This is a genomic window from Xiashengella succiniciproducens (assembly GCF_023674465.1).
Taxonomy (GTDB): Bacteria; Bacteroidota; Bacteroidia; order Bacteroidales; family Marinilabiliaceae; genus Geofilum; species Geofilum succiniciproducens.
In genome coordinates this window covers 1,747,796-1,768,076 of the sequence record NZ_CP098400.1, presented here as the reverse complement: position 1 = coordinate 1,768,076, position 20,281 = coordinate 1,747,796, and the positions used below count along the sequence as shown (strand labels likewise).

Annotated in this window: 20 protein-coding genes, 2 tRNA genes and 1 other RNA gene; 10 read left to right on the top strand and 13 right to left on the bottom strand. The window is 42.7% G+C overall.

The features are described from left to right. The first annotated feature begins 3 nt into the window (after window positions 1-3). Window positions 4-381: RNase P RNA component class A (gene rnpB / locus M9189_RS07495), an RNA gene on the top strand. Between the two features lie 29 nt (window positions 382-410). Continuing rightward, a complete protein-coding gene (locus M9189_RS07490; RefSeq protein ID WP_250722066.1) occupies window positions 411-1,727 on the top strand; it encodes a YihY/virulence factor BrkB family protein in 1,317 nt (438 codons plus the stop codon). 49 nt (window positions 1,728-1,776) lie between these two features. Here M9189_RS07490 and M9189_RS07485 read toward each other — a convergent pair whose 3' ends face one another. Continuing rightward, on the bottom strand, window positions 1,777-2,619 hold the full coding sequence (locus tag M9189_RS07485) for an SDR family oxidoreductase (protein ID WP_250722065.1): 843 nt from the start codon (window positions 2,617-2,619) through the stop codon (window positions 1,777-1,779). Between the two features lie 173 nt (window positions 2,620-2,792). Here M9189_RS07485 and M9189_RS12970 point away from each other — a divergent pair, with 173 nt between their 5' ends. Together M9189_RS12970 and M9189_RS07480 are read left to right on the top strand one after the other, a co-directional pair. Then, window positions 2,793-3,026 (top strand): oxidoreductase, encoded by a 234-nt coding sequence (locus M9189_RS12970; RefSeq protein ID WP_419184182.1) that lies wholly within the window; start codon window positions 2,793-2,795, stop codon window positions 3,024-3,026. Further along, window positions 2,965-3,192: an oxidoreductase gene (locus M9189_RS07480; protein ID WP_256469262.1), complete on the top strand. Its 228-nt coding sequence runs from the start codon at window positions 2,965-2,967 to the stop codon at window positions 3,190-3,192. Before M9189_RS12970 ends, M9189_RS07480 begins: the two co-directional genes overlap by 62 nt. Before the next feature lie 477 nt (window positions 3,193-3,669). Here the strand turns inward: M9189_RS07480 and M9189_RS07475 are convergent, their stop codons facing one another. The 5 genes from M9189_RS07475 to accC form a co-directional block, all read right to left on the bottom strand. Further along, a complete protein-coding gene (locus M9189_RS07475) occupies window positions 3,670-4,251 on the bottom strand; it encodes a DUF2179 domain-containing protein (RefSeq protein ID WP_250722063.1) in 582 nt (193 codons plus the stop codon). 6 nt (window positions 4,252-4,257) lie between these two features. Beyond that, window positions 4,258-4,647, bottom strand: a complete 390-nt coding sequence (locus tag M9189_RS07470; protein ID WP_250722062.1) for a thioesterase family protein — start codon at window positions 4,645-4,647, stop codon at window positions 4,258-4,260. Between the two features lie 109 nt (window positions 4,648-4,756). Next, window positions 4,757-6,334, bottom strand: a complete 1,578-nt coding sequence (locus M9189_RS07465; RefSeq protein ID WP_250722061.1) for a peptide chain release factor 3 — start codon at window positions 6,332-6,334, stop codon at window positions 4,757-4,759. A gap of 57 nt (window positions 6,335-6,391) precedes the next feature. Continuing rightward, window positions 6,392-6,910, bottom strand: a complete 519-nt coding sequence (locus tag M9189_RS07460) for an acyl-CoA carboxylase biotin carboxyl carrier protein subunit (protein ID WP_250722060.1) — start codon at window positions 6,908-6,910, stop codon at window positions 6,392-6,394. 16 nt (window positions 6,911-6,926) lie between these two features. Further along, window positions 6,927-8,438, bottom strand: coding sequence for an acetyl-CoA carboxylase biotin carboxylase subunit (gene accC, locus M9189_RS07455; protein ID WP_250722059.1), 1,512 nt, complete (start codon window positions 8,436-8,438; stop codon window positions 6,927-6,929). A 185-nt stretch (window positions 8,439-8,623) separates the two neighbouring features. Here accC and M9189_RS07450 point away from each other — a divergent pair, with 185 nt between their 5' ends. From M9189_RS07450 to M9189_RS07440, 3 genes are all read left to right on the top strand, one after another. Continuing rightward, the gene (locus tag M9189_RS07450) at window positions 8,624-9,115 is read left to right on the top strand and encodes a ferritin (protein WP_250722058.1); all 492 of its coding nucleotides are present in this window, start codon (window positions 8,624-8,626) and stop codon (window positions 9,113-9,115) included. A gap of 165 nt (window positions 9,116-9,280) precedes the next feature. After that, on the top strand, window positions 9,281-10,432 hold the full coding sequence (locus tag M9189_RS07445) for a THUMP domain-containing class I SAM-dependent RNA methyltransferase (RefSeq protein WP_250722057.1): 1,152 nt from the start codon (window positions 9,281-9,283) through the stop codon (window positions 10,430-10,432). Window positions 10,433-10,478: 46 nt separating this feature from the next. Next, window positions 10,479-10,943: a MaoC family dehydratase gene (locus tag M9189_RS07440; RefSeq protein ID WP_250722056.1), complete on the top strand. Its 465-nt coding sequence runs from the start codon at window positions 10,479-10,481 to the stop codon at window positions 10,941-10,943. Between the two features lie 165 nt (window positions 10,944-11,108). On the opposite strand, the gene M9189_RS07435 is transcribed toward M9189_RS07440, so the two are convergent. Then, entirely contained in the window at window positions 11,109-12,314 is a 1,206-nt protein-coding gene (locus M9189_RS07435) for an alpha/beta hydrolase family protein (protein WP_250722055.1), read from the bottom strand. Window positions 12,315-12,541: 227 nt separating this feature from the next. Between M9189_RS07435 and M9189_RS07430 the strand changes: the two genes are divergently transcribed. Beyond that, window positions 12,542-14,014, top strand: coding sequence for a glycoside hydrolase family 130 protein (locus tag M9189_RS07430; protein WP_250722054.1), 1,473 nt, complete (start codon window positions 12,542-12,544; stop codon window positions 14,012-14,014). A gap of 40 nt (window positions 14,015-14,054) precedes the next feature. Here M9189_RS07430 and M9189_RS07425 read toward each other — a convergent pair whose 3' ends face one another. The 5 genes from M9189_RS07425 to M9189_RS07405 all read right to left on the bottom strand — a co-directional run bounded on the left by M9189_RS07425 (window position 14,055) and on the right by M9189_RS07405 (window position 18,134). Continuing rightward, window positions 14,055-16,337 carry a glycosyltransferase family 4 protein gene (locus M9189_RS07425; protein WP_250722053.1) on the bottom strand — a complete coding sequence of 761 codons (2,283 nt, stop codon included), beginning with the start codon at window positions 16,335-16,337 and terminating at the stop codon, window positions 14,055-14,057. Window positions 16,338-16,700: 363 nt separating this feature from the next. Beyond that, window positions 16,701-16,776, bottom strand: a tRNA-Gly gene (locus M9189_RS07420). Window positions 16,777-16,787: 11 nt separating this feature from the next. Continuing rightward, window positions 16,788-16,870 (bottom strand) — tRNA-Tyr (locus M9189_RS07415). 26 nt (window positions 16,871-16,896) lie between these two features. Then, window positions 16,897-17,385, bottom strand: a complete 489-nt coding sequence (gene ribH, locus M9189_RS07410; protein ID WP_250722052.1) for a 6,7-dimethyl-8-ribityllumazine synthase — start codon at window positions 17,383-17,385, stop codon at window positions 16,897-16,899. A gap of 71 nt (window positions 17,386-17,456) precedes the next feature. Beyond that, window positions 17,457-18,134 carry a tetratricopeptide repeat protein gene (locus M9189_RS07405; RefSeq protein WP_250722051.1) on the bottom strand — a complete coding sequence of 226 codons (678 nt, stop codon included), beginning with the start codon at window positions 18,132-18,134 and terminating at the stop codon, window positions 17,457-17,459. A gap of 180 nt (window positions 18,135-18,314) precedes the next feature. Between M9189_RS07405 and recF the strand changes: the two genes are divergently transcribed. Next, the gene (recF, locus tag M9189_RS07400) at window positions 18,315-19,421 is read left to right on the top strand and encodes a DNA replication/repair protein RecF (RefSeq protein WP_250722050.1); all 1,107 of its coding nucleotides are present in this window, start codon (window positions 18,315-18,317) and stop codon (window positions 19,419-19,421) included. A 35-nt stretch (window positions 19,422-19,456) separates the two neighbouring features. Beyond that, window positions 19,457-19,759, top strand: coding sequence for a DciA family protein (locus M9189_RS07395; RefSeq protein ID WP_250722049.1), 303 nt, complete (start codon window positions 19,457-19,459; stop codon window positions 19,757-19,759). A 14-nt stretch (window positions 19,760-19,773) separates the two neighbouring features. Here the strand turns inward: M9189_RS07395 and ndk are convergent, their stop codons facing one another. Continuing rightward, window positions 19,774-20,208 carry a nucleoside-diphosphate kinase gene (gene ndk / locus M9189_RS07390; protein WP_250722048.1) on the bottom strand — a complete coding sequence of 145 codons (435 nt, stop codon included), beginning with the start codon at window positions 20,206-20,208 and terminating at the stop codon, window positions 19,774-19,776. Between the last annotated feature and the right edge of the window lie 73 nt (window positions 20,209-20,281).

Here is a 20,281-nt window from a genome sequence, read left to right as displayed (position 1 = left end):
TTTGCAGTAAGTCGGTCTGTCGCCTGTTGCTCAGCAATGGGAGGAAAGTCCGGACAACACAGAGCACCACACTTCCTAACGGGAAGATAGTCGCAAGGCTATTGTAGTGTAACAGAAAACAACCGCCTCGTAAGGGGTAAGGGTGAAAAGGTGGGGTAAGAGCCCACCGGTGCTGTAGGCAACTATGGCAGCCGTACACCATGTGGGTTGCAAGACCATGTATATCACGGTTTCCTTCGGGATACGGGGCTGCTCGTCCCGGTGCCATGTTGCAGCCGTGAAGGGTAGGTCGCTAAAGGTATTGGGTGACTAATATCTCAGATTAATGACAGACACCGGGCTTGCCCGGTACAGAATCCGGCTTATAGACTTACTGTTTATTTTATTCTGTTATTTTCAAGAGAGGGATCGTGATACAGGACAGAATCAATTTTTTACGCCGGTTTATCGAGGAGGATATCTGGCGTATCCGAAAGGATAATACTTCTAAACGCCAATTCTGGCTGTTCAGGGTGATACGTATTTTTGTTCTTGCCCTGAAACGCTTTGCAGTTGATGACTGCCAGGTTAAAGCCTCCGCTTTAACCTATTATTCGATGCTCTCTGTTGTTCCTGTTATTGCCCTTGCATTTGCTATAGCCAAGGGGTTTGGTTTTGTTGATACTCTTGAAAGAATCATCAACGAGAACCTATCCAGTCACAAGGAAGTGGCCACCTGGATACAAGAATTTGCACTCAGCTATCTTGATAACACCAAGAGTGGTATGATTGCTGGAGTAGGTATCATAATCCTGCTTTGGAGTGTTATGCAGATCCTTGGTAGTATAGAGAAGTCTTTTAATGATATATGGGGAATAAAGCATTCGCGATCAATAATCAGGAAGTTTAGCGATTATATTTCTTTTGTGATTGTAGCTACTGTTCTTCTGGTGCTTTCCTCCGGTTTGATGGTTTTCCTGTCTAATTCTGTGACTATTTTCAACCTTGGCAAGATTGCAACGCCGATAATCTCATGGGCATCTCCTTACATACTTACATGGGCTGTATTTACAATCATGTTTATGTTGATGCCTAATACAAAGGTGAAGTTTTCCTCAGCTATTTTTGGAGGAATTATTGCAGGTTCTTTATTCCTTGGACTTCAATATGGGTATATAACATTTCAGATCGGTGTATCAAAGTATAATGCTATTTACGGTAGTTTTGCAGCTCTCCCTCTGTTTCTTATTTGGATGAACTGGTCATGGCTAATCGTATTGCTGGGTGCTGAACTTTCATATGCTATTCAGAACGAAAAGAGTTTTGAGTTTGAAGCTGACACCGAAAATGTCAGTAGTGAGTACAGACGTCTGGTAAGCCTGTTGGTTGTCAAGTACATTGTAGATGCATTCCAGAAGGGTAAGACCCCACCGAGTATGGCAGACCTGTCAGTAGATCTAAAACTGCCGACAAGGCTGGTTTCACAGGTGCTTCGCAAACTGGAGGATGCTGATCTGATAGTAAAGGTGCTTATTGATGAAACTAAAAAGAATGAAACAGGATATCATCCGGCATTCAATGTTGATCAAATGACAGTTACATGCGTTATTGACAAAATAGAAAAATCCGGATCCACTGACCTTCATTTTGAGGAAACTGAAGATATCAGAAAGATCCGGACTATACTTGACGACTTCCATAAAAGGCAGGTGGAACTGCCTTCAAATATCCTGCTAAAAAACCTTTAGGTTAACATCAGGGATTTTGCAATCCCTGATATATGCATGTCAATATCAACTATATGGCCTCCTTAACCACAGCAGAAAGTGGAGTCGTCTTGCGGCCAATCAGTTGTGACAGTTGATGACTGTTGTCATACAGTGCACCATTTGCAATATGTGTATCAATTGAAGCAAAAGCACCGGCCATCTGTTCTGGCAATCCTGCATTTTTAAGTACTTCAACTAATTCTGCCTCACTCAGGTTATTGTAAACTATCTTCTTGCCAGTCTGCTTTGAGATCTCAGCTGCAAGATCTGACAGAGTAAAACTCTCATCCCCTGCCAGCTCGTAGATCTTGAATTCATGACCTTCGCCTGTCAAAACTACAGCAGCAGCCTCAGCATAGTCCTTTCTTGCTGCAGCAGAGATTTTACCTTGTCCTGCACAGCCAAATACAGCTCCGGCTGTAATATTTTGGCTTATACTTTGTGTGTAATTCTCAGTGTACCAACCATTGCGTAAAATTGCATATGTAATTCCGGAAGCTCTGAGAATTTTTTCTGTTGGTAAGTGTTCACTTGCAAGAAATATTGGAGAGCTGTCTGTATGGAGCAGACTTGTATAGGCAAGCAGCTTAATTCCAGTAGCTTTCGCGGCTTTGATCACGTTTTCGTGTTGCTGCACCCTCTTGCCAATTTCACTGCCTGAAATAAGCAAAAGGCGATCGATACCTTTTAGCTGAGCCTCCAATGCTTCCGGCTTATTGTAATCAAAAGCCCTTACCTCAACTCCGAGATCTTTTGCTTTCTCAGGATCCCTTACAAGAGCTACAATATTTGAGGGCGATGTGGATTTTTTTGCGTAATCTACAACCAGTCGGCCTAGCTGACCGGTTGCTCCTGTTATTCCGATTTTCATTTTCATCTCTATTTTGTGTTATCACAAACAGAATACACGTCGATATTGTTCTCCAATATATGAAATATGAATTTGCCTGGGAAGAATAGGGTGGTTGAACACAAGAGCCGGAGGAATGTTAACTTTACCTATGATTTATCAGATTGAGTCTGGTATAAAAACGGAGGTTATATATGTCAAAGCTTTTTAGTCCTGTTACAATTAAATCGGTTACGTTCAAAAACAGAATAGTGATGTCACCTATGTGCATGTACTCTTCTGTAGACGGGTTTGCCAGTGACTGGCATTTTGTGCACTATGGGACACGTGCAATGGGTGGGTTAGGAACAGGGGGCCGTTCCTGCTATTCAGCAGGCCTTTGCAAATGCAGCGCGCAGGGCATACAAGGCCGGATTTCAGATGATTGAACTACATTCTGCTCACGGTTATCTGCTCAATGAGTTTCTTTCACCCCTAACCAATCAAAGACATGATGAATATGGGGGTGATAGGAGTAAGCGGGTAAGGATGCTATTTGAAACAATTGATAAGGTTAAAGAGGAATGGCCTGATTACCTCCGGCAAACAGGCTGAGACGATTTTGGCAAGTGGTCAGGCCGACTTTGTATTTATTGGCCGCGAATTGTTGAGGAACCCTTATTTTGCTATTTCAGCTGCAAACGAGTTGCACGAGAATATTGCAGTCCCACCACAGTATGTAAGGGGGTTCTAGTGTTGACAAGATGCCTTAAATATCTAATAGATCTACAATATCTGTGTTTATAAAAATGAAAGAGGGTGACCGCAGGGTCACCCTCTCTTATTTGGGCCGCACCAGCCGGGAACTAAATAAACTCCTATAAACAGGAATTTGAGTGCACCCACTTCGCGAAGATCCTCCGTATCCTAAGATAACCCCGAAGGGTGAGGCCTGTCCTTGAAACAGATAGCTTACTCGGCATGTTGTTAGTGTTGAGTTTAGCAGTTTCTAACAGCTGATGCGGTTTATCCTTGTCAAAGATCTTATACAACAAAGATAACCAAATCGGCAAAAATACGCAACAGTTCGGCCTATTTAGCCTTTCTCCATGGGAAGTTGCCATTGCCCCTCATAAGGGTTCTGGATGGGAATACCCCCTGATTGGCAGCTCTTACATCCTCAATGGTATAGAATGCTTTCGGGTTGGTTTCCTTTATTATATTGGCCGCAATTGGATAGTCGCTACGTCTTAAAACACAGTTGATTATATTTACATTTGATCGTGCTCCCATTGCAGGCATTGATGTGACTCCAAAGCCTTCAGATGTGAGTTTGCTGACCAGCGTATCTACAAAGTCACTTGTTATTATCCTGATGTTGACAAAGCCTAGTGCAAGCCTCTCCTCAAGTATTAGCCCTACATAGTTTCCTGTAGCAAAACCGGCAGAATAGGCCACATAGTAAAACCAATAATCAAGATTCTGAATTATTTTGGTCATGGCTATCAACCATATAAAGACCTCGAAGAAACCCAATATAGGGGCCAGCATTTTGAAGCCTTTTGATACAAAGACAATACGCAGTGTACCAAGTGTTACATCAGATACACGTGCAAGAAAAATAAACAGGGGTACCAGCACCCAGGTAAACCAAACACTCTCGTAAAATCCCATTCAACACTATTTAAGTGAGGCCCTAAAATCAACCAGATTTATTATATGTCTGCAATGTGCTCCTATAGCAACTTCTTCATGATTCTCGTCGAAGACAGCTATATCGAAGAATAATTTCCTGCCTTCTACATATTTTAAATGGACTATGCAACGTACCTTATTACCAAGACCTACAGGTTTGAAGTGCTTGATATTTATCTCAGAACTAACCGTATCCTGTCCTTCCTCAAGATAGGGAGAGATCAGACTGGTAACGGCTTTTTCGATAAACATGATTAGTTTGGAGGTTGATAATACTTCAGCTCTTGCTGTTCCCTGTCTGCTTGCAAGATCTGTGTCCTCGACCCTCTTTTCCAGTGTCAGGCGCAGTCCCTCTTCAATAGGATTACTTCCCATTCCGCTTCCCTCAATTTGTAATTAATTATTACACACTAATTAAGCAGGCTCATCTAAGCCAAATTTAAGGAAATTGCCATTCAATATCAAATGCAGGCAGATACTTATGTTAGAACTCTGAAGTAAAGAAGAACTCGATTTTAGGAAAGCCTTCCTGTGCCATCTGCAACATATATGATGACTCGGCAAGAAAGACATCCCGACCACTTTTGTCCTTTGCCATGTACTGTGACTTACGCTTCTTGAACTCGTCCAGTTCCTTCTTGTCATTTGATCTGATCCAGCAAGCTTTGTACAGGTTGATTGGTTCATAACGACATGATGCGCCATATTCATGCAGAAGTCTGTACTGGATTACTTCAAATTGCAGGGAACCAACTGTACCAATTATCTTGCGGCCATTAAACTGATTGACAAAAAGCTGAGCCACACCTTCGTCCATAAGCTGTTCTATACCTTTAGCAAGCTGTTTGGATTTCATAGGGTCGGCATTTTCGATATAGCGGAATAGTTCGGGTGAAAAACTTGGCAGACCCTTGAAGTTTAATATCTCCCCTTCGCTCAACGAGTCCCCGATTTTGAAGTTGCCTGAATCTGTAATACCAATAATATCCCCAGGAAAAGCCTCATCAATAATGGACTTCTTATCTGCCATAAATGCAGTAGGGCTGCTGAATTTCATCTGCCTGCCCAGTCGTACGTGCAGATAGTTGGTGTTACGCTCAAAATGACCTGAGCAGACCTTTACAAAGGCAAGGCGGTTACGATGGTTTGGATCCATATTAGCATGGATCTTAAAGACAAATCCTGAGAATGTAGTCTCAAATGAATCAACTGTTCTTTCAGCAGTAACTGACTTTCCTGGCCACGGGGCCAGTTTCAGAAAGGCATGAAGCAACTCCCTGACCCCAAAATTATTCAGCGCACTGCCAAAGAAAACTGGGGCAAGTTGCCCAGCAAGATAGGCATTATGGTCAAATTCAGGGTATACACCCTCTATTATCTCAAGTTCCTCACGCAGAGTAGAGGCTGCCCTGTCACCAATATGTTGAATAAGTTCTGGATCATTGATATCCCTGAACTCAATACCGTCTTCAAGTTTTTGCTTTCCGGGTGTAAACAGATAAAGACTTTGCTCATAGATATTGTAAACTCCCTTGAAATCGGTACCTGAACCCATTGGCCATGCAAGGGGACGGACGCCAATCTTTAGTTCCTTTTCAATCTCATCAAGCAGGTCAAAAGGATCACGTCCTGGACGGTCGAGCTTGTTGATAAAGACAATAACCGGCGTATTACGCATCCGGCAAACTTCCATAAGTTTGCGGGTCTGCGTCTCAACACCCTTGGCAGCATCTATTACAATAATAACACTGTCAACAGCAGTCAGGGTACGATAAGTGTCCTCAGCAAAGTCTTCGTGTCCTGGAGTATCAAGGATATTTACCTTATAGCCGTCGTAATCGAAACCCATGACAGATGTGGCAACGGAGATACCACGTTGCTTCTCAATTTCCATAAAGTCGGAAGTAGCAGTCTTTTTAATCTTGTTGGATTTTACTGCTCCGGCAACATGTATTGCACCACCGAAAAGAAGGAGCTTTTCGGTCAGGGTTGTCTTGCCTGCGTCAGGGTGACTAATAATGGCAAACGTACGACGCCTTTTGATCTCATCTTCGAATTTCATCCTGTCCTGTTTTTGCAGGCGCAAAAATAGATAAATAAAACGGTTCCGGTCTAATAACTACTCGGTTTTGTCTATCTCCTTTATGTCGATGAGCAATTGGTTGTCTTTTACCACTTCGTCTTCCTTTATCGAAATCTTGTGAACAATGCCATCACCTTCACTACGCAGCTCATTCTCCATTTTCATAGCCGACAATACTACAAGAGGAGTTCCTTCGGTTACTCTGTCGCCTTCTTTAACCTTTATCTTGACAATTCGGCCTGGCATAGGAGCCTTGATAAGTTGGTGACTGTTGCTTCTGCTCTTGCCTTCCTTGCCAAAGGTGATGGCAGGTACCACATCTATATCAAATGATTTGTAGAGAGTATTTACTTTATAGCTACCGCTATTGTCAACAGCGATCATCTCCATATTGATACTTTCTCCGTTGCGGAGGATTGAATACACTCCCTGTTCAACCTTCACAACATCCAATTCATATATTTTGTCACCAATAGATACGGTAAAGAGGTCTCCCTCCTTATTTATTATTTTCACGGCTTTCTCTTTCTTGCCGGATTTTACGTGCATCTTCATCTCTATACGGTTTTGATTAGTAAGGATTGAATCTGAACATACGACCTATGTTCTTCCAATTAGCACCCTCTTGTTGACGGTTGCTAGAAAAGTCCCTACGCTTTTTCTGTTCATTCTGATAGTGCAGATAGGCCATGATCATGGCTATATCTTCGATCTCTTCCGACTTATTGGCAGGCTTGAGCAACTCTTCCAGATTGTTGTCAATAAAGTGGGTGTTGTAGTTGCCTTTAACAAAGGTATCAGACTCCATAATGCTCTGAACGAATGAGATATTGGTTTTGACACCGGTTATCTTGTACTCAAAAAGAGCCCTTTTCATACGTTCTATGGCTTCGGCCCGGGTTGGCGACCAAACTATCAGTTTTGAAATAAGCGGGTCGTAGTGTACCGGGATTTCATAACCTTCATATACATAACCGTCGGTACGAACACCCAGTCCCTTGGGCTCTGAAATATGCCTGACAAGGCCAGGACTCGGTCTGAAGTTGTTTTGTGGATCTTCAGCATAGATGCGGGTCTCGATGGCATGTCCATATTGACGAATTTCATCCTGCTTGTAGTAAAGCGGTTCATTGTTGGCTATCCTGATCTGCGCCTTAACAAGATCTATACCTGTTACTCGTTCGGTTATGGGATGTTCAACCTGCAAACGTGTGTTCATTTCGAGGAAATAGAAATTCCTGTCCTTGTCAACAAGAAACTCGATGGTTCCTGCACCAGAGTAGTTTACCGACCTGGCAGCGGCAATGGCTTGCTCAGCCATTGCTGCACGCAATTCCGGAGTGATAAAAGGAGAGGGGGTCTCTTCTACAACCTTCTGGTGCCGACGTTGTACCGAACATTCTCTTTCAAAGAGGTGAATCACATTACCGTGATTGTCGGCAAGTATCTGAAACTCGATATGGTGTGGTTCCTCAAGATACTTCTCCATATAGACGGTCTCATTGCCGAAAGCATTGCGTGCTTCCGACCTTGCCCTGAGAAGTGAGGGGATTAGCTCCTTTTCTTTTTTTACAAGTCGCATACCTTTTCCACCACCTCCTGCCGAGGCTTTCAGCATAACCGGATATCCGATTTGCTTGGCCAACTTCTTTATTTCATCTTCGGATTCAGGAAGCTGGTCTGTTCCAGGTACTATCGTTACACCGGCTTTTTTCATCAGGTCACGTGCTGTCATCTTATCACCCATGGCGTCGATGGCTTCAGCTGATGGACCGATAAAGATTATCCCGGCTTTCCGAACCATGGTTGCAAATTTTGAGTTTTCAGACAAGAAACCGTAACCCGGATGGATTGCATCTGTCTTACAGGCTTTTGCTATCTCCAGGATCTTGTCGATATTGAGATAACTCTCAGTTGATGCTGCCGGACCTAGTCTGTAGGCCTCATCTGCGTATCTGACGTGCATTGAGCTTCGGTCGGCATCTGAGTATACCGCCACACTCCTGATTCCCATCTCGCGACAGGAACGTATTATTCTAACTGCTATTTCGCCTCTGTTGGCTACCAATACTTTCTTTATCATTATCTCTTGTTTTGTCTCTATGCTTTTTGCAAAGCAGTGGGATTCTTGAAAAACACATAGTAAACACCGAATATTCAAAGTTGTTTAATTAGAATCTTTCCAAATTGCCTGATACCAGTGATAACCAGTGAACAAAAAGCCTAATTTTCTGCTTTATTCATTGTTAATCTTAATTTCTCATAAACATGCTTAATAAGAAAGTAGAAAAGGCTCTACAAGCCCAAATACAAAAGGAAGGATTCTCATCCAACCTATACCTGTCAATGGCCAGCTGGGCTGAGACCAAAGGAATGGCTGGAATAGCAGCCTGGTTTTATGCACAGGCAGAAGAAGAGAATGAACATATGCTCAAGATTATCCGCTTTGTAAATGAAAGAGGCGGACATGCTATTGTCCCGGCTTTTGAGCAACCTCAGAAGGAATTTGACAGCGTAAGGGGTGTGTTCGAGCTCTCTCTCGAACACGAACGTAAAGTAACTGCCTCAATTAACGAAATTGTTGGAATCTGCCTTGAAGAAAAGGATTACAGCACTTTTAACTGGATACAATGGTTTGTTTCCGAACAAATTGAGGAAGAAGCTTCTGTTACTGCAATTATTGACAAGCTTAATCTTATTGGTGATGGTCCTCTATATGTATTCGACAACTTTATAATGTCAATGCGTGGGGGGCACTAATTATTTGGTGCATTTGTTTTTGAATTAAAAGGCCTGTCCTTTACAGACTTTGGGCACGTCCCTCTAAACGGGGTGTGCCTTGAGTTCTGATATTTTGGACAGGCTTTTGTTTTCTTTGGGTGAGATGTGTTACTTTTGCCGGGGTCATAATGAAATACTTTAGGTGTGAGATTAGTAGCTAAAACATTTTTCGGTCTTGAGAAGGTTCTTGCTAAAGAACTGGAAGACCTTGGGGCGGGGAACATAAGTATATTGAAACGTGCAGTTTCCTTTGATGCCAATAAAGAATTACTTTACAAAAGCAACCTGTACCTGCGGAGTGCATTAAGGATTCTTCAACCACTGAAAACTTTTACTGCCCGCAATGAGGATCAGCTCTACAAGGCAGTCAGAGAGTACGATTGGTCACATTATCTTAGCAATGATAAGACATTTGCAATTGATCCTGTCGTTTACTCACGATTTTTCCAACATTCCAAATATGCAGCCCTGAAAGTAAAGGATGCAATATGCGACCAGTTCAGGGATAAAACCGGAGCCCGACCTTCAATTGATCCGGTAAGGCCTGATCTGCTTATTAATCTGCATATAGCTGAAGATAAGGTTACTCTTTCAATGGATAGCTCAGGTGACCCATTGAATCAAAGGGGCTATCGTACCAAGCCCTATACAGCACCCATCAATGAGGCTCTTGCTGCTGGTATGCTGCTGATTGCTGGATATGACGGTAGCAGACCCATGATGGATCCTATGTGTGGTTCAGGAACCTTCCTTATTGAGGCTGCAATGATCGCCTCCAGGATGGCACCCAATATCAAGCGCCGCGAGTTTGGCTTTATGCGCTGGGGTAACTATGATCCGGAATTATGGAAGCGTATTACTGAGGAAGCTAAAGCTAAAATTGTAACTCCTCAACATAGGATCGGAGGAAGTGATATAAGCGTAATGGCTATTGATATAGCCAGACAGTCTGCCCTGGATTTTGGACTCAAGAAGTATATTGACCTTTCAGTAAAACAATTTACTGAAGCAGAAGCCAACGGAAGGGGTGGTCTTTTCATTACTAATCCTCCATATCAGGAACGACTAAAGTCTAGAGATATATTCCTGCTGTATTCGGAGTTGGGATCCCAGCTGAAACACAAGTTTTCAGGATGGGATGCGTGGATAATAAGTGGAAATGCTGAAGCACTCAAGAGTGTGGGCCTAAAACCATCTACACGTCAGACTTTATACAATGGAGCACTGGAATGCAACTTCCAGAAGTTTGAGCTATATGAGGGATCAAGGAAACAAGGGGGCTTAAAGTCTGAATAAAAAACAATTATTACCTTGCAGTAATTTAGACCTAAATTTAGCAGATATGAGTAAAGTCGTTATTACAAGTTTTGATGAACTAGAAAAACTGACAGGGCAGGAGCTGGGGGTGTCGGATTACCACCAGATCACTCAGGATCAGATAAACCTCTTTGCCGACGCAACACTTGATCATCAATGGATCCATGTTGATACCGAAAAGGCTGTTAAGGAATCTCCCTTTGGCAATACAATTGCTCACGGATACCTGACCCTTTCGCTGATGCCATATCTTTGGGACCAGATAGTCGAGGTTAGAAACCTGAAGATGCAGGTCAATTATGGCATCGAAAAGTTTAGATTTAATCAGCCTGTACTTGTCAATAGTCGCGTAAGACTGGTTGCCAAAGTAATAGCTGCATCCAACCTGAGGGGAGTAACAAAGGCTAATATTGGTGTTAAACTTGAAATAGAAGGAAACAAGAAGCCTGCCTTTGAAGGCGAGATAGTCTTCCTGTATCATTTCCTCTAGGTGTCTGGAGCTACTACTAGAGTTTTGCCACAGGGTTGATAAGAGCCGGACATCCGGCGTCAGTTTTTAAGTCTGACCTGAGTAAATTCCGATGGGTCAGTAATAAAAAGAGACTGCACATACTATGGTGTGCAGTCTCTTTCTTCTTTGTAAGGAAAAATCCTTTTACCATTCTATCCATTTCTGATAATCTACTGCACCGTATGGATGGATCTCAATATTTGTGTTGACGTCCATATTTCCAAGAAGGAACTTTTCGATAAAGGCTTCCGTTTCAGGACGCTGAGCATCAGGGAGCATGCAGTGCGGGTGACCAGCCATCACGGAGATTCCAAATCTGTCACCAATACCAAAGGTCTCCCAAACCTTCTTGGCTGCTTTGCAAGACACGAAAGCAGATTCTTCTGCAAGCCATTCATAGTCAGGATTACCCAACACCAGGATGGCTCGGGGAGCTATCATAGCCAGCAGTTCGTGGTGGTCGTGTGGCAGTTTGTCTACAGACTCGGAAAACTGTCTCATCTCTTCCATAAACCATACATAGTTGGTTCTGCCAAGGGTTTCAACATTTCCAAGAGTCTCAGACACCCTCCAGGCTGCTGCACCACCACCGCCCGATTCCTGAGCTATAGTCAAAGCAATTCTCTCGTCAAAGGCTGCAGAGAAGATTGCCATCTTACCTGCAAATGAACAGCCTGTTATGCCAAGGTGCTTAAGGTCAATAGGCAATACATCCTGTACCAGCTCCAGACCGTCAATAAGGCGGCTTACACCCCACGGCCAGGCACTGTAGGAACCCAGGTATTCAAGTTCGGGATACAGCCTGTTAAACGGCTCCTGACCTCTCACTTGCTGCCATGCAACTACATCAGAGAAATTAAAGGCAATTTGAGCTATTCCACGGCTTTCAAACAGGTCTGGAGGTAATGAGCCGCTTCCACGCCCGATGCCTATTATCGCTGGGAAGGGACCTTCACCCTCGGGAAGTATCACATATGATTTGAGGGTAAGTGTACTGTCACCGACTGTGATATTGACATAGAGAGTGTCATTTTCAAATCGGGCATTGATGGCATCTGGTTTTCCGGGTTTTGGACCAACTTCGTAACGCTGAATCTCAGCCCCAATCTCAGCCCTGCGACGTGCCCAGTCCTCAAATCGGATCGAACGGCCACTTCCGTCCGACCATGCAAAAGGATCCGGTAATGTTTTTACCGATGGCAGGTCTTCATAGGCAGGAAGATAGGGGTCAGTAAGGGTATAGGTGCTCTCACTGTCATATACCAATGGTATCTCTTTGGGTTGCGTTTCACATGATACCAGGCAGATGCATACAGCAACTGCTGCAGATAAAACTGATTTCTTTCTCATTCTGGAATTTGTTATTTGGTTACTTAAAAATAGGCAGTTTTTCATTAAAACAGAGCTTAGGTTTAAACATTTTAGGTATTGAAGCCTTTCACTGAGAAACACAAATGCATATTTCAATACACATTGTTAGCTCATCTGCTATGGATTACATTTAATTGTTTTCCTTATTTCTGGAATAAATACGGAAAAAAGCAGTTATATTTGAGTTATTCCCAATCAGAAGAAAAATGCAGATAGAAGTAAAACGAAGGGAGCTTAAATTTAAGCCTGATTTCTCGAGAGTTATTGCGCGTTTTTTCTATATGAATGATGACCGGGCTCTGGGAATCATTAAAGCAGTGCTTGAAATGAGCGAAGATGAGATCCGGACAGTGCTGAATCAGGTACTGAGGGATTTTTCAATGCGTCATAGGAATTGCTCACGGATCTTCCAGCGTCATTATGAAAATGTTCGTCATCTGCTGCCTCGTTTAGGTGTTTCAGGTGAGGAAATCAGTTCTGAAAGACAACTGATCATCGGTTCCTATTTTACACTTGAATATTCAATCGAGGCTGCAGCAATTTTTAATCCTTCAATAGTTGAGCATCCCGATCAATCAGAGATAGCTCAAGGTGAGAAGCGTGTTATTTTGAGTTTTCGTGCTACAGGTGAAGGACACCTTTCATCAATAGTCTTCCGTACCGGAGTGCTTGACAAGGAGGGTAATCTTACTATAGAGCCTATCGGTAAGTTTGTCGAGGAGGCAGAGTACATCAGGCGGCATGTATATGATAAGGAAGCCTTCAAGCGCAAGCTTGAAGAAATGGAATGCTCCAGCCTTATTCCATCTGATGTGGTACTTAACAAACTTGGTGAGCGCTTTACCTACGGTGAACTCAAGAAGGTTATTGTTGAAGTGGCGGCTTCACCACATCTTGTTACAGAAAAGAAACTGCTGCTTGACCAAATCTCATGGTTGGCATCCTCACATTATGAACTACAGTTCTCGCTTGATACAAATATTTCTGAGCGGGTTATCTTCCCCGTATCTTATAATGAAAAGAATGGTATTGAGGATGCCCGCTTTGTAAAGTTTACCGACGATGATGGTTCAGTTACCTATTATGCCACCTATACGGCATATGATGGGATCAGTATTCTTCCAAAGCTTCTTTCAACAAAGGATTTTTATCACTTTGAGGTTATGCCTATTCATGGTGAGGTTGCCCAAAATAAAGGTATGGCTTTGTTTCCCAGGAAGATAAGAGGAAAGTACGCTATGCTGTGCCGTATGGATGGTATTAACAACTACATTGCGTATTCTGATGATATAACAGTTTGGAGGGAGGCCAAATTGATACAAAAGGTAAAATATCCTTGGGAACTCGTGCAGGTAGGTAACTGTGGATCACCAATCGAGACTCCTGATGGCTGGCTGGTTATTACTCATGGAGTGGGACCGATGCGGGAATACAGCATTGGAGCCTCCCTGTTTGACCTTGAAAATCCTGAGATCGAGATTGGTCGCCTTAGTTCTCCTCTCCTTGTTCCCAACACTGAGGAAAGAGAAGGCTATGTGCCCAATGTGGTATACTCGTGTGGCTCAATAGTTTACAACGGCTATCTGGTAATACCTTATGCAATGTCGGATTATGCTTCGACCTATGCGACGGTAGATTTGAAAGAACTGTTGAGGATACTCAGAGATTCAGAAGAATAAATAAAGAAATAGGCAGCCCCCGGGCTGCCTATTTCTTTATTTAGGCTATTATCCTTCGGGATGTTGAGAGCAATTTTGCCTTTATTCTTCTGATTAGTGCAATAATGTCCTTTTCTACATCCAGTACAGTAAGATAAGATATCAGAAAGGCCAGTGTACTTTCAGCTCCCTGATTGCGGTTTACACCGCTATACTCAAATCCGTCACAACATCCGTGGGTATCATGATCATAAAGGCTGATCCTCAGGTCGTTTTCTCCAAGAAACCAAAGGAAGGATTTATATAATCTCTTCAGATACATATCCTTACCGGTCATTCTATAAGCCTGATGATACATAAGGACCATTGCCATGGCATCTATTGGTTGCTGTGCAAAGAAGGAGCGTTCTCCTTCCTTTTTAAACCATTTCTCATTGCCTATTACAGACAGGTGACCATTGTTGAATGTATGCTTTTCCAGGAAGGACATTGATTCAATAGCCACTTCCTTTATGGGATCCGACTTGAGGAGTTCGGTAGCACACAGTAAAGAATAGGGCAACAGTGCGTTGTCATAGGCCAGAAGGGACTCAAACCATTGCCAGTTATCCGAACTGCTCTCATAGTAATGGTGAACCAGTTTACCGGTCAGCTCCTTCAGTCTTTCAGTCATAACTTCGTCGGCAGGCTGAGCCTTGAGGTAGTGGTAGATACCAACAATTGAAGTGGCAATGGCTCTGATGGAGCCCAGTGAGGCAGTATGATGCACAGCATTGAAGTACATCTTACGTCCAACTTGTTTATATGCATCATTTGGTGCAAACCTGATTAGATAGCCCAGGGCCCAGATAGTACGTCCAAATGAATCTTCAGAACCCCTTTCATCAAGGTACTGGCGGCTGAAGCTCAGGAAATTTCTGAAATATCCATCCTCACTCTGCATGTAATGTAAATAACTCAGGTAGGTAGGCATCAATTCAAGAGCCCTTGAATCTTTTCGTAACCTATAGGCCATTGCAGACATCAACAGCGCCCTGGCATTATCATCCAGGCAATAACCTTCTTTGAAGTCTGCAATTCCATACTTGGCATGTTGTAATATACCTGTACTGTCAGTCAGCCGATCTGCATGCTTAAGCGAGAATGAGGGCAGGGCAGTAAGATCAGGCAGCATACTATTCTTAAACCTATCACTGTGATTACTCTTTATCACAGCTATTGCAAGTTCTGCATATTGCCTTCCGGTCTTTGGCCAGGTCATTTCCCTTCCATACTCGTATGCCTTTGATTTTATTTCCTTCAGTTCAGCAGGGTCATCCAACAGACGTAAGAGTATGTCAGCCAGGGCATCGTGATCTCCAAATTTGAAAAGCCTGCCCCGACCTTCATTCAGGAGTTCGGCTGCATGCCAGTATGGTGTAGAGACAACAGCAGAACCTATACCTAGTGCATAGGAGAGAGTGCCACTCGTAATCTGGGCTTCATTCAGGTATGGTGTCAGATATATATCTGCAGCATACAAATATTTAAACAGATCATTGTCCGTAGCAAATTCGTCAATAAATTGCACATGCTTTTCCAGTTTATGTTCGTGTACCAGTTTGACGAGAGATTCCCGGTACTCTTCACCTGCATGGCGCAATACTGCCGGGTGCGTACGCCCTAGGATTATGTACAAAAGATTTGGATGTTTCTCAACTACCCTTGGAAGTGCCTTGATAGCCACCGCATGCCCTTTATTTCTGCTTACAAAACCGAAAGTCAGTAATACCTTCTTGTCTTCAAAGCCAAATTCTTTTCTGACCTTTTGGCGGTCGTGCTTTATATCAGGTACGCCATGGGGAATAAAGCTGATCTTTTCCATCGGTACATCGTAGATGTTGATGAGAAACTCAATAGCTTTATGACTCATAACAACTACCTTCAGGGCCATCCTGCATATTTGCTGTAAAACTGCCTTTTGATTGTATGATGGAGTTTTCAATACTGTGTGAAGGGTTACAACAATAGGAATCTTTAGCTTGTGGAGCAGTGAAAGTATAAATATCCCGCTATCACCACCGAAGATGCCATATTCGTGTTCCAAAACACATATATTCGCACCCGAATTGTTAATATAATCAGCTGCTTTCAGATAGTCGTCGAGCACTTCCTGCTCTATAGTGTATTTGACTTCACTGGGGTAGTCGTATGTTGTGCCATTGTCATTAATGGCAACCACAAAGCTTTGGGTACCGTCAACTTTATTTCCGAATGCTTGCTCAGCTGACTTAAACAAGTTCTCAGTGAAGGTTCCTATTCCGCATCTTCGTGGCGGGTAAGTTCCTATGTACGCTGTTTTCATAGTTATAACGGTTTATATGGTTAGACATGCTTTACAATGAAGACGACAAACGCGTACGCGTTTGTGTCTTACAAACTGTAATGCCGGAACATCAACAATGCTTATGGTCAAAGCACGAAAAAGAATGGTCTCCCAATGGGATACCAGGGATCTCGGTAGTAATAGCTAAGCAATAAGGAATAAGAGGTCTTAGCTCATACCCCAATATAAGAAAAATATCACATTAACGCCAGTGCTTTATGGGGAAATGGGAAGAGATTAAAGAATTTTAAGATGAGACTTTAATAATTAAGTAAAAGTGAAGCAGGGAGGACGGATTATGAAAAAAAATAGAGGCTGTCTTTTGAAAGACAGCCTTTTTCCTGGAGCGGGAAACGGGACTCAAACCCGCGACCCTTAGCTTGGAAGGCTAATGCTCTATCAACTGAGCTATTCCCGCATTAACTTTTGTGGGGGGAGGAGGATTCGAACCTCCGAAGTCGTAAGACAACAGATTTACAGTCTGCCCCAGTTGGCCACTTTGGTATCCCCCCTGCTCAACAGCGATGCAAAAATAATATTATTTCCTAAATCTCCAATTATTATCCACCATTTTTATTGCCGTAATTGCGGCTTCATCGCCCTTGTTTCCATGCTTTCCACCTGCACGATCCTCAGCTTGTTGCTGGTTCATTGTGGTTAAAACTCCAAAAATGAAGGGGATATTATAGGTGAAGTTTAAATGAGCTATCCCCTGGGTTACACCCTGGCAAACAAAGTCAAAGTGGGGTGTCTCACCTTGAATCACACAACCAAGGCAAATAACAGCATCAACATTGGTGGTATCCGCAATAATTTTCGCTCCTGAGGTCAGTTCAAAACTTCCGGGAACCATCATTGTAACAATATTAGCTTCCTGCGCACCATGTTTTACCAGGGTGTCAAAGGCTCCTTTATACAATGCTCCTGTAATAGCAGGGTTCCACTCTGATACAACTATACCGAATTTCATTTCACTTGCAGAGGGGACCTTGCTTGGATCGTATGATGAAAGGTCTGTTGTTGCCATATCCTATATTATTAAAAAAGAGATTGACCGCTTGACGGGCAATCTCTTTATGGTGTTAATGCTATTTTTAATTACAGAGATACTCTGCTGATATACTTTTCGATTTGAGAAGCTTCAACACTTTCAGCATATTCTTCCTTAATGGTGGTATATGCTTTCAATGCTTCTGTTTTATTGCCCATTTCTTCTAGAAGCATACCTTTCTTCAGAAGGAAGAATGGAGTTGTAACAGCATCATTAACTGCGATTGCACTGTTGTAATATTTAAGTGCCTGATCCTTTTCACCCAGTTCTAGATAACAGTCACCTATAGCACCTTCTTTTACTGCCTTAAGTTCAGGATTCTTTGTCTTAAAGCTCTTTAGGTAACCAAGGGCTTCTTCATATTGTCCAAGGTTCAGATAACTGATACCTGCATAGTATTTTGCCAACTTTCCAGCCTTGGTGTTGCCATAGCTATCAATGATTTCAAGGAAGCCAGGTGTAACGCCGTCACCATCCAATGCTTGTTGAAAGTCATCATTTCCGAAATAATTCTGAGCCTGGAAGACTGCTTTCTGAGCATCTACATTTCGCGGTTCTACGTATAATTTCTTAAAGCCCCAGTACCCGCCAACTGCTATAATAAAGGCAAGTACGAAAATAGTAATGCTTTTCTGGTTGTCTTCAATCCATTGTTCGCTTCTGCCCAGGGCAGTTTCAACCTGTTGAAGGTTCTGCTCAGCTGTGCTTGACTGTTTCTTTGACATCGTATGACTGTTTAAATTGTCTTGTATTTTCTTTTCTAAACCGGATGAAAAATATGTCTTAGTTATTTTTCAGCGCAAATTTAGTAATTTAGGCTTAATATAAAAGATAAGGCGGCTTTTTTCCGCTAATTAATACTATGCCTGTTTTTGCTACTTTTGTGGGGAAATAATCTGTGGCTGATGTACCTTAAACATATCAATCTCTTAAACTACAAGAACCTGCGTCAGGTCGAACTAGAGTTCGTACCTGGCATCAACTGTTTTGTGGGTCTCAATGGTTCGGGCAAGACCAACCTATTGGATGCTATTTACTATATGTCATTTTGTAAGAGTTATTTCAATCCGGTTGACAGTCAGTTGATATGCCATGGTGAGGATTTTTTCATGATTCAGGCAGCATATGATATTAGAGGACAGGAAGAAGAGTTCTATGCCGGTCTGAAAAGAAGCAAAAAGAAACAGTTCAAGCGCAACAAGAAGGAATATCAGCGTCTTTCTGATCATATTGGTCTGATCCCGCTGGTTATGATTTCCCCGGGTGATGAAGGGCTTATAACAGATGGAAGTGAACATAGAAGGAAGTTTATTGACGGGGTAATCTCACAGCTAAGCAGAACTTACCTGCAGGCCTTGCTAAGATATAACCGCTGTCTGGCTCAGCGCAATGCTCTTATAAAGCATGCCGGAAGTAACAATCTTGGACTTGAAAGCCAACTGGAGGTTTGGGATGAACAACTTGCTATTCTAGGCAATGCAATATTTCAGGAGAGGAGCAGGTTTATCGGTGAACTGGAACCGGTTTTTCTGCGATATTACCAGTATATATCTGATTCGAGAGAAAGTGTAAGTATACAGTATGACTCACACCATCATAAGGGAGATATCAGAGAGCAATTGATCAAGAACCGGAATCGGGACCTGGCATTGGGCTATACAACTAAGGGGGTTCACAGGGATGATCTTGAATTAATGCTTGGGGATAATCCTGTCAGACGTGTGGGATCCCAAGGCCAGAAGAAATCATTTGTAATGGCACTTAAACTAGCACAATATGAATTTATTGCCGGGCACTGCGGCGCTGCGCCTCTGCTGTTGCTTGATGATATGTTTGATAAACTTGATGATCTCAGGGCAGGTAAGTTGATTGAGCTGATGGGAAATAATATCTTTAAGCAGGTTTTTATCACTGATACACAAAGGACCCGACTTGTTGAAATAGTTGAAAAAGCAGGTAAAGACTACTGTTTTTTCAATGTCAGCGAGGGAAGTATAATAAGTGATCTGTAACGTTATTCAGAAATACATAGCAAACAAACTACAGAATGGATAATAGGTTTAGGGACAACAATACAAAATCCATTCAGGAGATCCTGAATAAGATACTTGATTCCCCGGAACTGAGGCAGGGAGTTCGTGAGACAAGGGTTTTGAAGGCCTGGAACAGCCTGCTGGGACCCATGGCCGAGAAGATTACTAAGAATATTTATATAAAAGGCGGCGTATTATACGTGAGTCTTAACTCAAGTGTAATACGCAACGACCTTTTAATGCATAAGAGCAAAATAATTGAATCCCTCAATAAAGAAGCCGGAGCAAAGGTAATCAGCGATATTGTGCTTCGTTGATTCGCTGCCAATGCTTATTCCGGTACACAGAAGAACTCTTCCATTGAACTGAAGAAGAACCTGCTTTCCCTTATTGCGCTTTCATCACTGTCAGAGCCGTGTATAGCGTTGCGGGTTTTATCTGTAGCGTATTTACGACGAATAGTACCTTCTTCGGCTTCATGCGGGTCAGTCGATCCGATAAGCTTACGGAAATCAGCAACTGCATTTTCCTTTTGTAACAAGGCTGCAACTATTGGCCCTGAAGACATAAATTCAACAAGAGCAGCGAAAAAGGGTTTACCTTTGTGCTCGGCATAGAACAATTCGGCCTTTTCCTTTGGCAACTGAACCATTTTCATGGCTCTGATTGAAAAGCCTGCATGTTCGATTTCAGCTAGGATATCGCCCACATGGTGTCTTTTGACCGCATAGGGCTTGATCATGGTCAGAGTGATTTGTCCTTTCATAGGATTAGTTTTACAAGGCGTTATTTCACTAAACTATTTTTAAAAATTCCCGGAAAAACCCTTAAAGTTTCCC

Excerpts from the sequence above, each read along its gene's own strand:
- M9189_RS07485 (WP_250722065.1), bottom strand. The coding sequence starts at position 2,619 with ATGAAAATCGGAATAACAGGAGCAACCGGTCAGCTAGGCCGACTGGTT.
- M9189_RS12970 (WP_419184182.1), top strand. The coding sequence starts at position 2,793 with ATGTCAAAGCTTTTTAGTCCTGTTACAATTAAATCGGTTACGTTCAAA.
- M9189_RS07475 (WP_250722063.1), bottom strand. The coding sequence starts at position 4,251 with ATGGGATTTTACGAGAGTGTTTGGTTTACCTGGGTGCTGGTACCCCTG.
- M9189_RS07470 (WP_250722062.1), bottom strand. The coding sequence starts at position 4,647 with ATGGGAAGTAATCCTATTGAAGAGGGACTGCGCCTGACACTGGAAAAG.
- M9189_RS07465 (WP_250722061.1), bottom strand. The coding sequence starts at position 6,334 with ATGAAATTCGAAGATGAGATCAAAAGGCGTCGTACGTTTGCCATTATT.
- M9189_RS07460 (WP_250722060.1), bottom strand. The coding sequence starts at position 6,910 with ATGAAGATGCACGTAAAATCCGGCAAGAAAGAGAAAGCCGTGAAAATA.
- accC (WP_250722059.1), bottom strand. The coding sequence starts at position 8,438 with ATGATAAAGAAAGTATTGGTAGCCAACAGAGGCGAAATAGCAGTTAGA.
- M9189_RS07450 (WP_250722058.1), top strand. The coding sequence starts at position 8,624 with ATGCTTAATAAGAAAGTAGAAAAGGCTCTACAAGCCCAAATACAAAAG.
- M9189_RS07440 (WP_250722056.1), top strand. The coding sequence starts at position 10,479 with ATGAGTAAAGTCGTTATTACAAGTTTTGATGAACTAGAAAAACTGACA.
- M9189_RS07435 (WP_250722055.1), bottom strand. The coding sequence starts at position 12,314 with ATGAGAAAGAAATCAGTTTTATCTGCAGCAGTTGCTGTATGCATCTGC.
- M9189_RS07430 (WP_250722054.1), top strand. The coding sequence starts at position 12,542 with ATGCAGATAGAAGTAAAACGAAGGGAGCTTAAATTTAAGCCTGATTTC.
- M9189_RS07425 (WP_250722053.1), bottom strand. The coding sequence starts at position 16,337 with ATGAAAACAGCGTACATAGGAACTTACCCGCCACGAAGATGCGGAATA.
- ribH (WP_250722052.1), bottom strand. The coding sequence starts at position 17,385 with ATGGCAACAACAGACCTTTCATCATACGATCCAAGCAAGGTCCCCTCT.
- M9189_RS07405 (WP_250722051.1), bottom strand. The coding sequence starts at position 18,134 with ATGTCAAAGAAACAGTCAAGCACAGCTGAGCAGAACCTTCAACAGGTT.
- recF (WP_250722050.1), top strand. The coding sequence starts at position 18,315 with ATGTACCTTAAACATATCAATCTCTTAAACTACAAGAACCTGCGTCAG.
- M9189_RS07395 (WP_250722049.1), top strand. The coding sequence starts at position 19,457 with ATGGATAATAGGTTTAGGGACAACAATACAAAATCCATTCAGGAGATC.
- ndk (WP_250722048.1), bottom strand. The coding sequence starts at position 20,208 with ATGAAAGGACAAATCACTCTGACCATGATCAAGCCCTATGCGGTCAAA.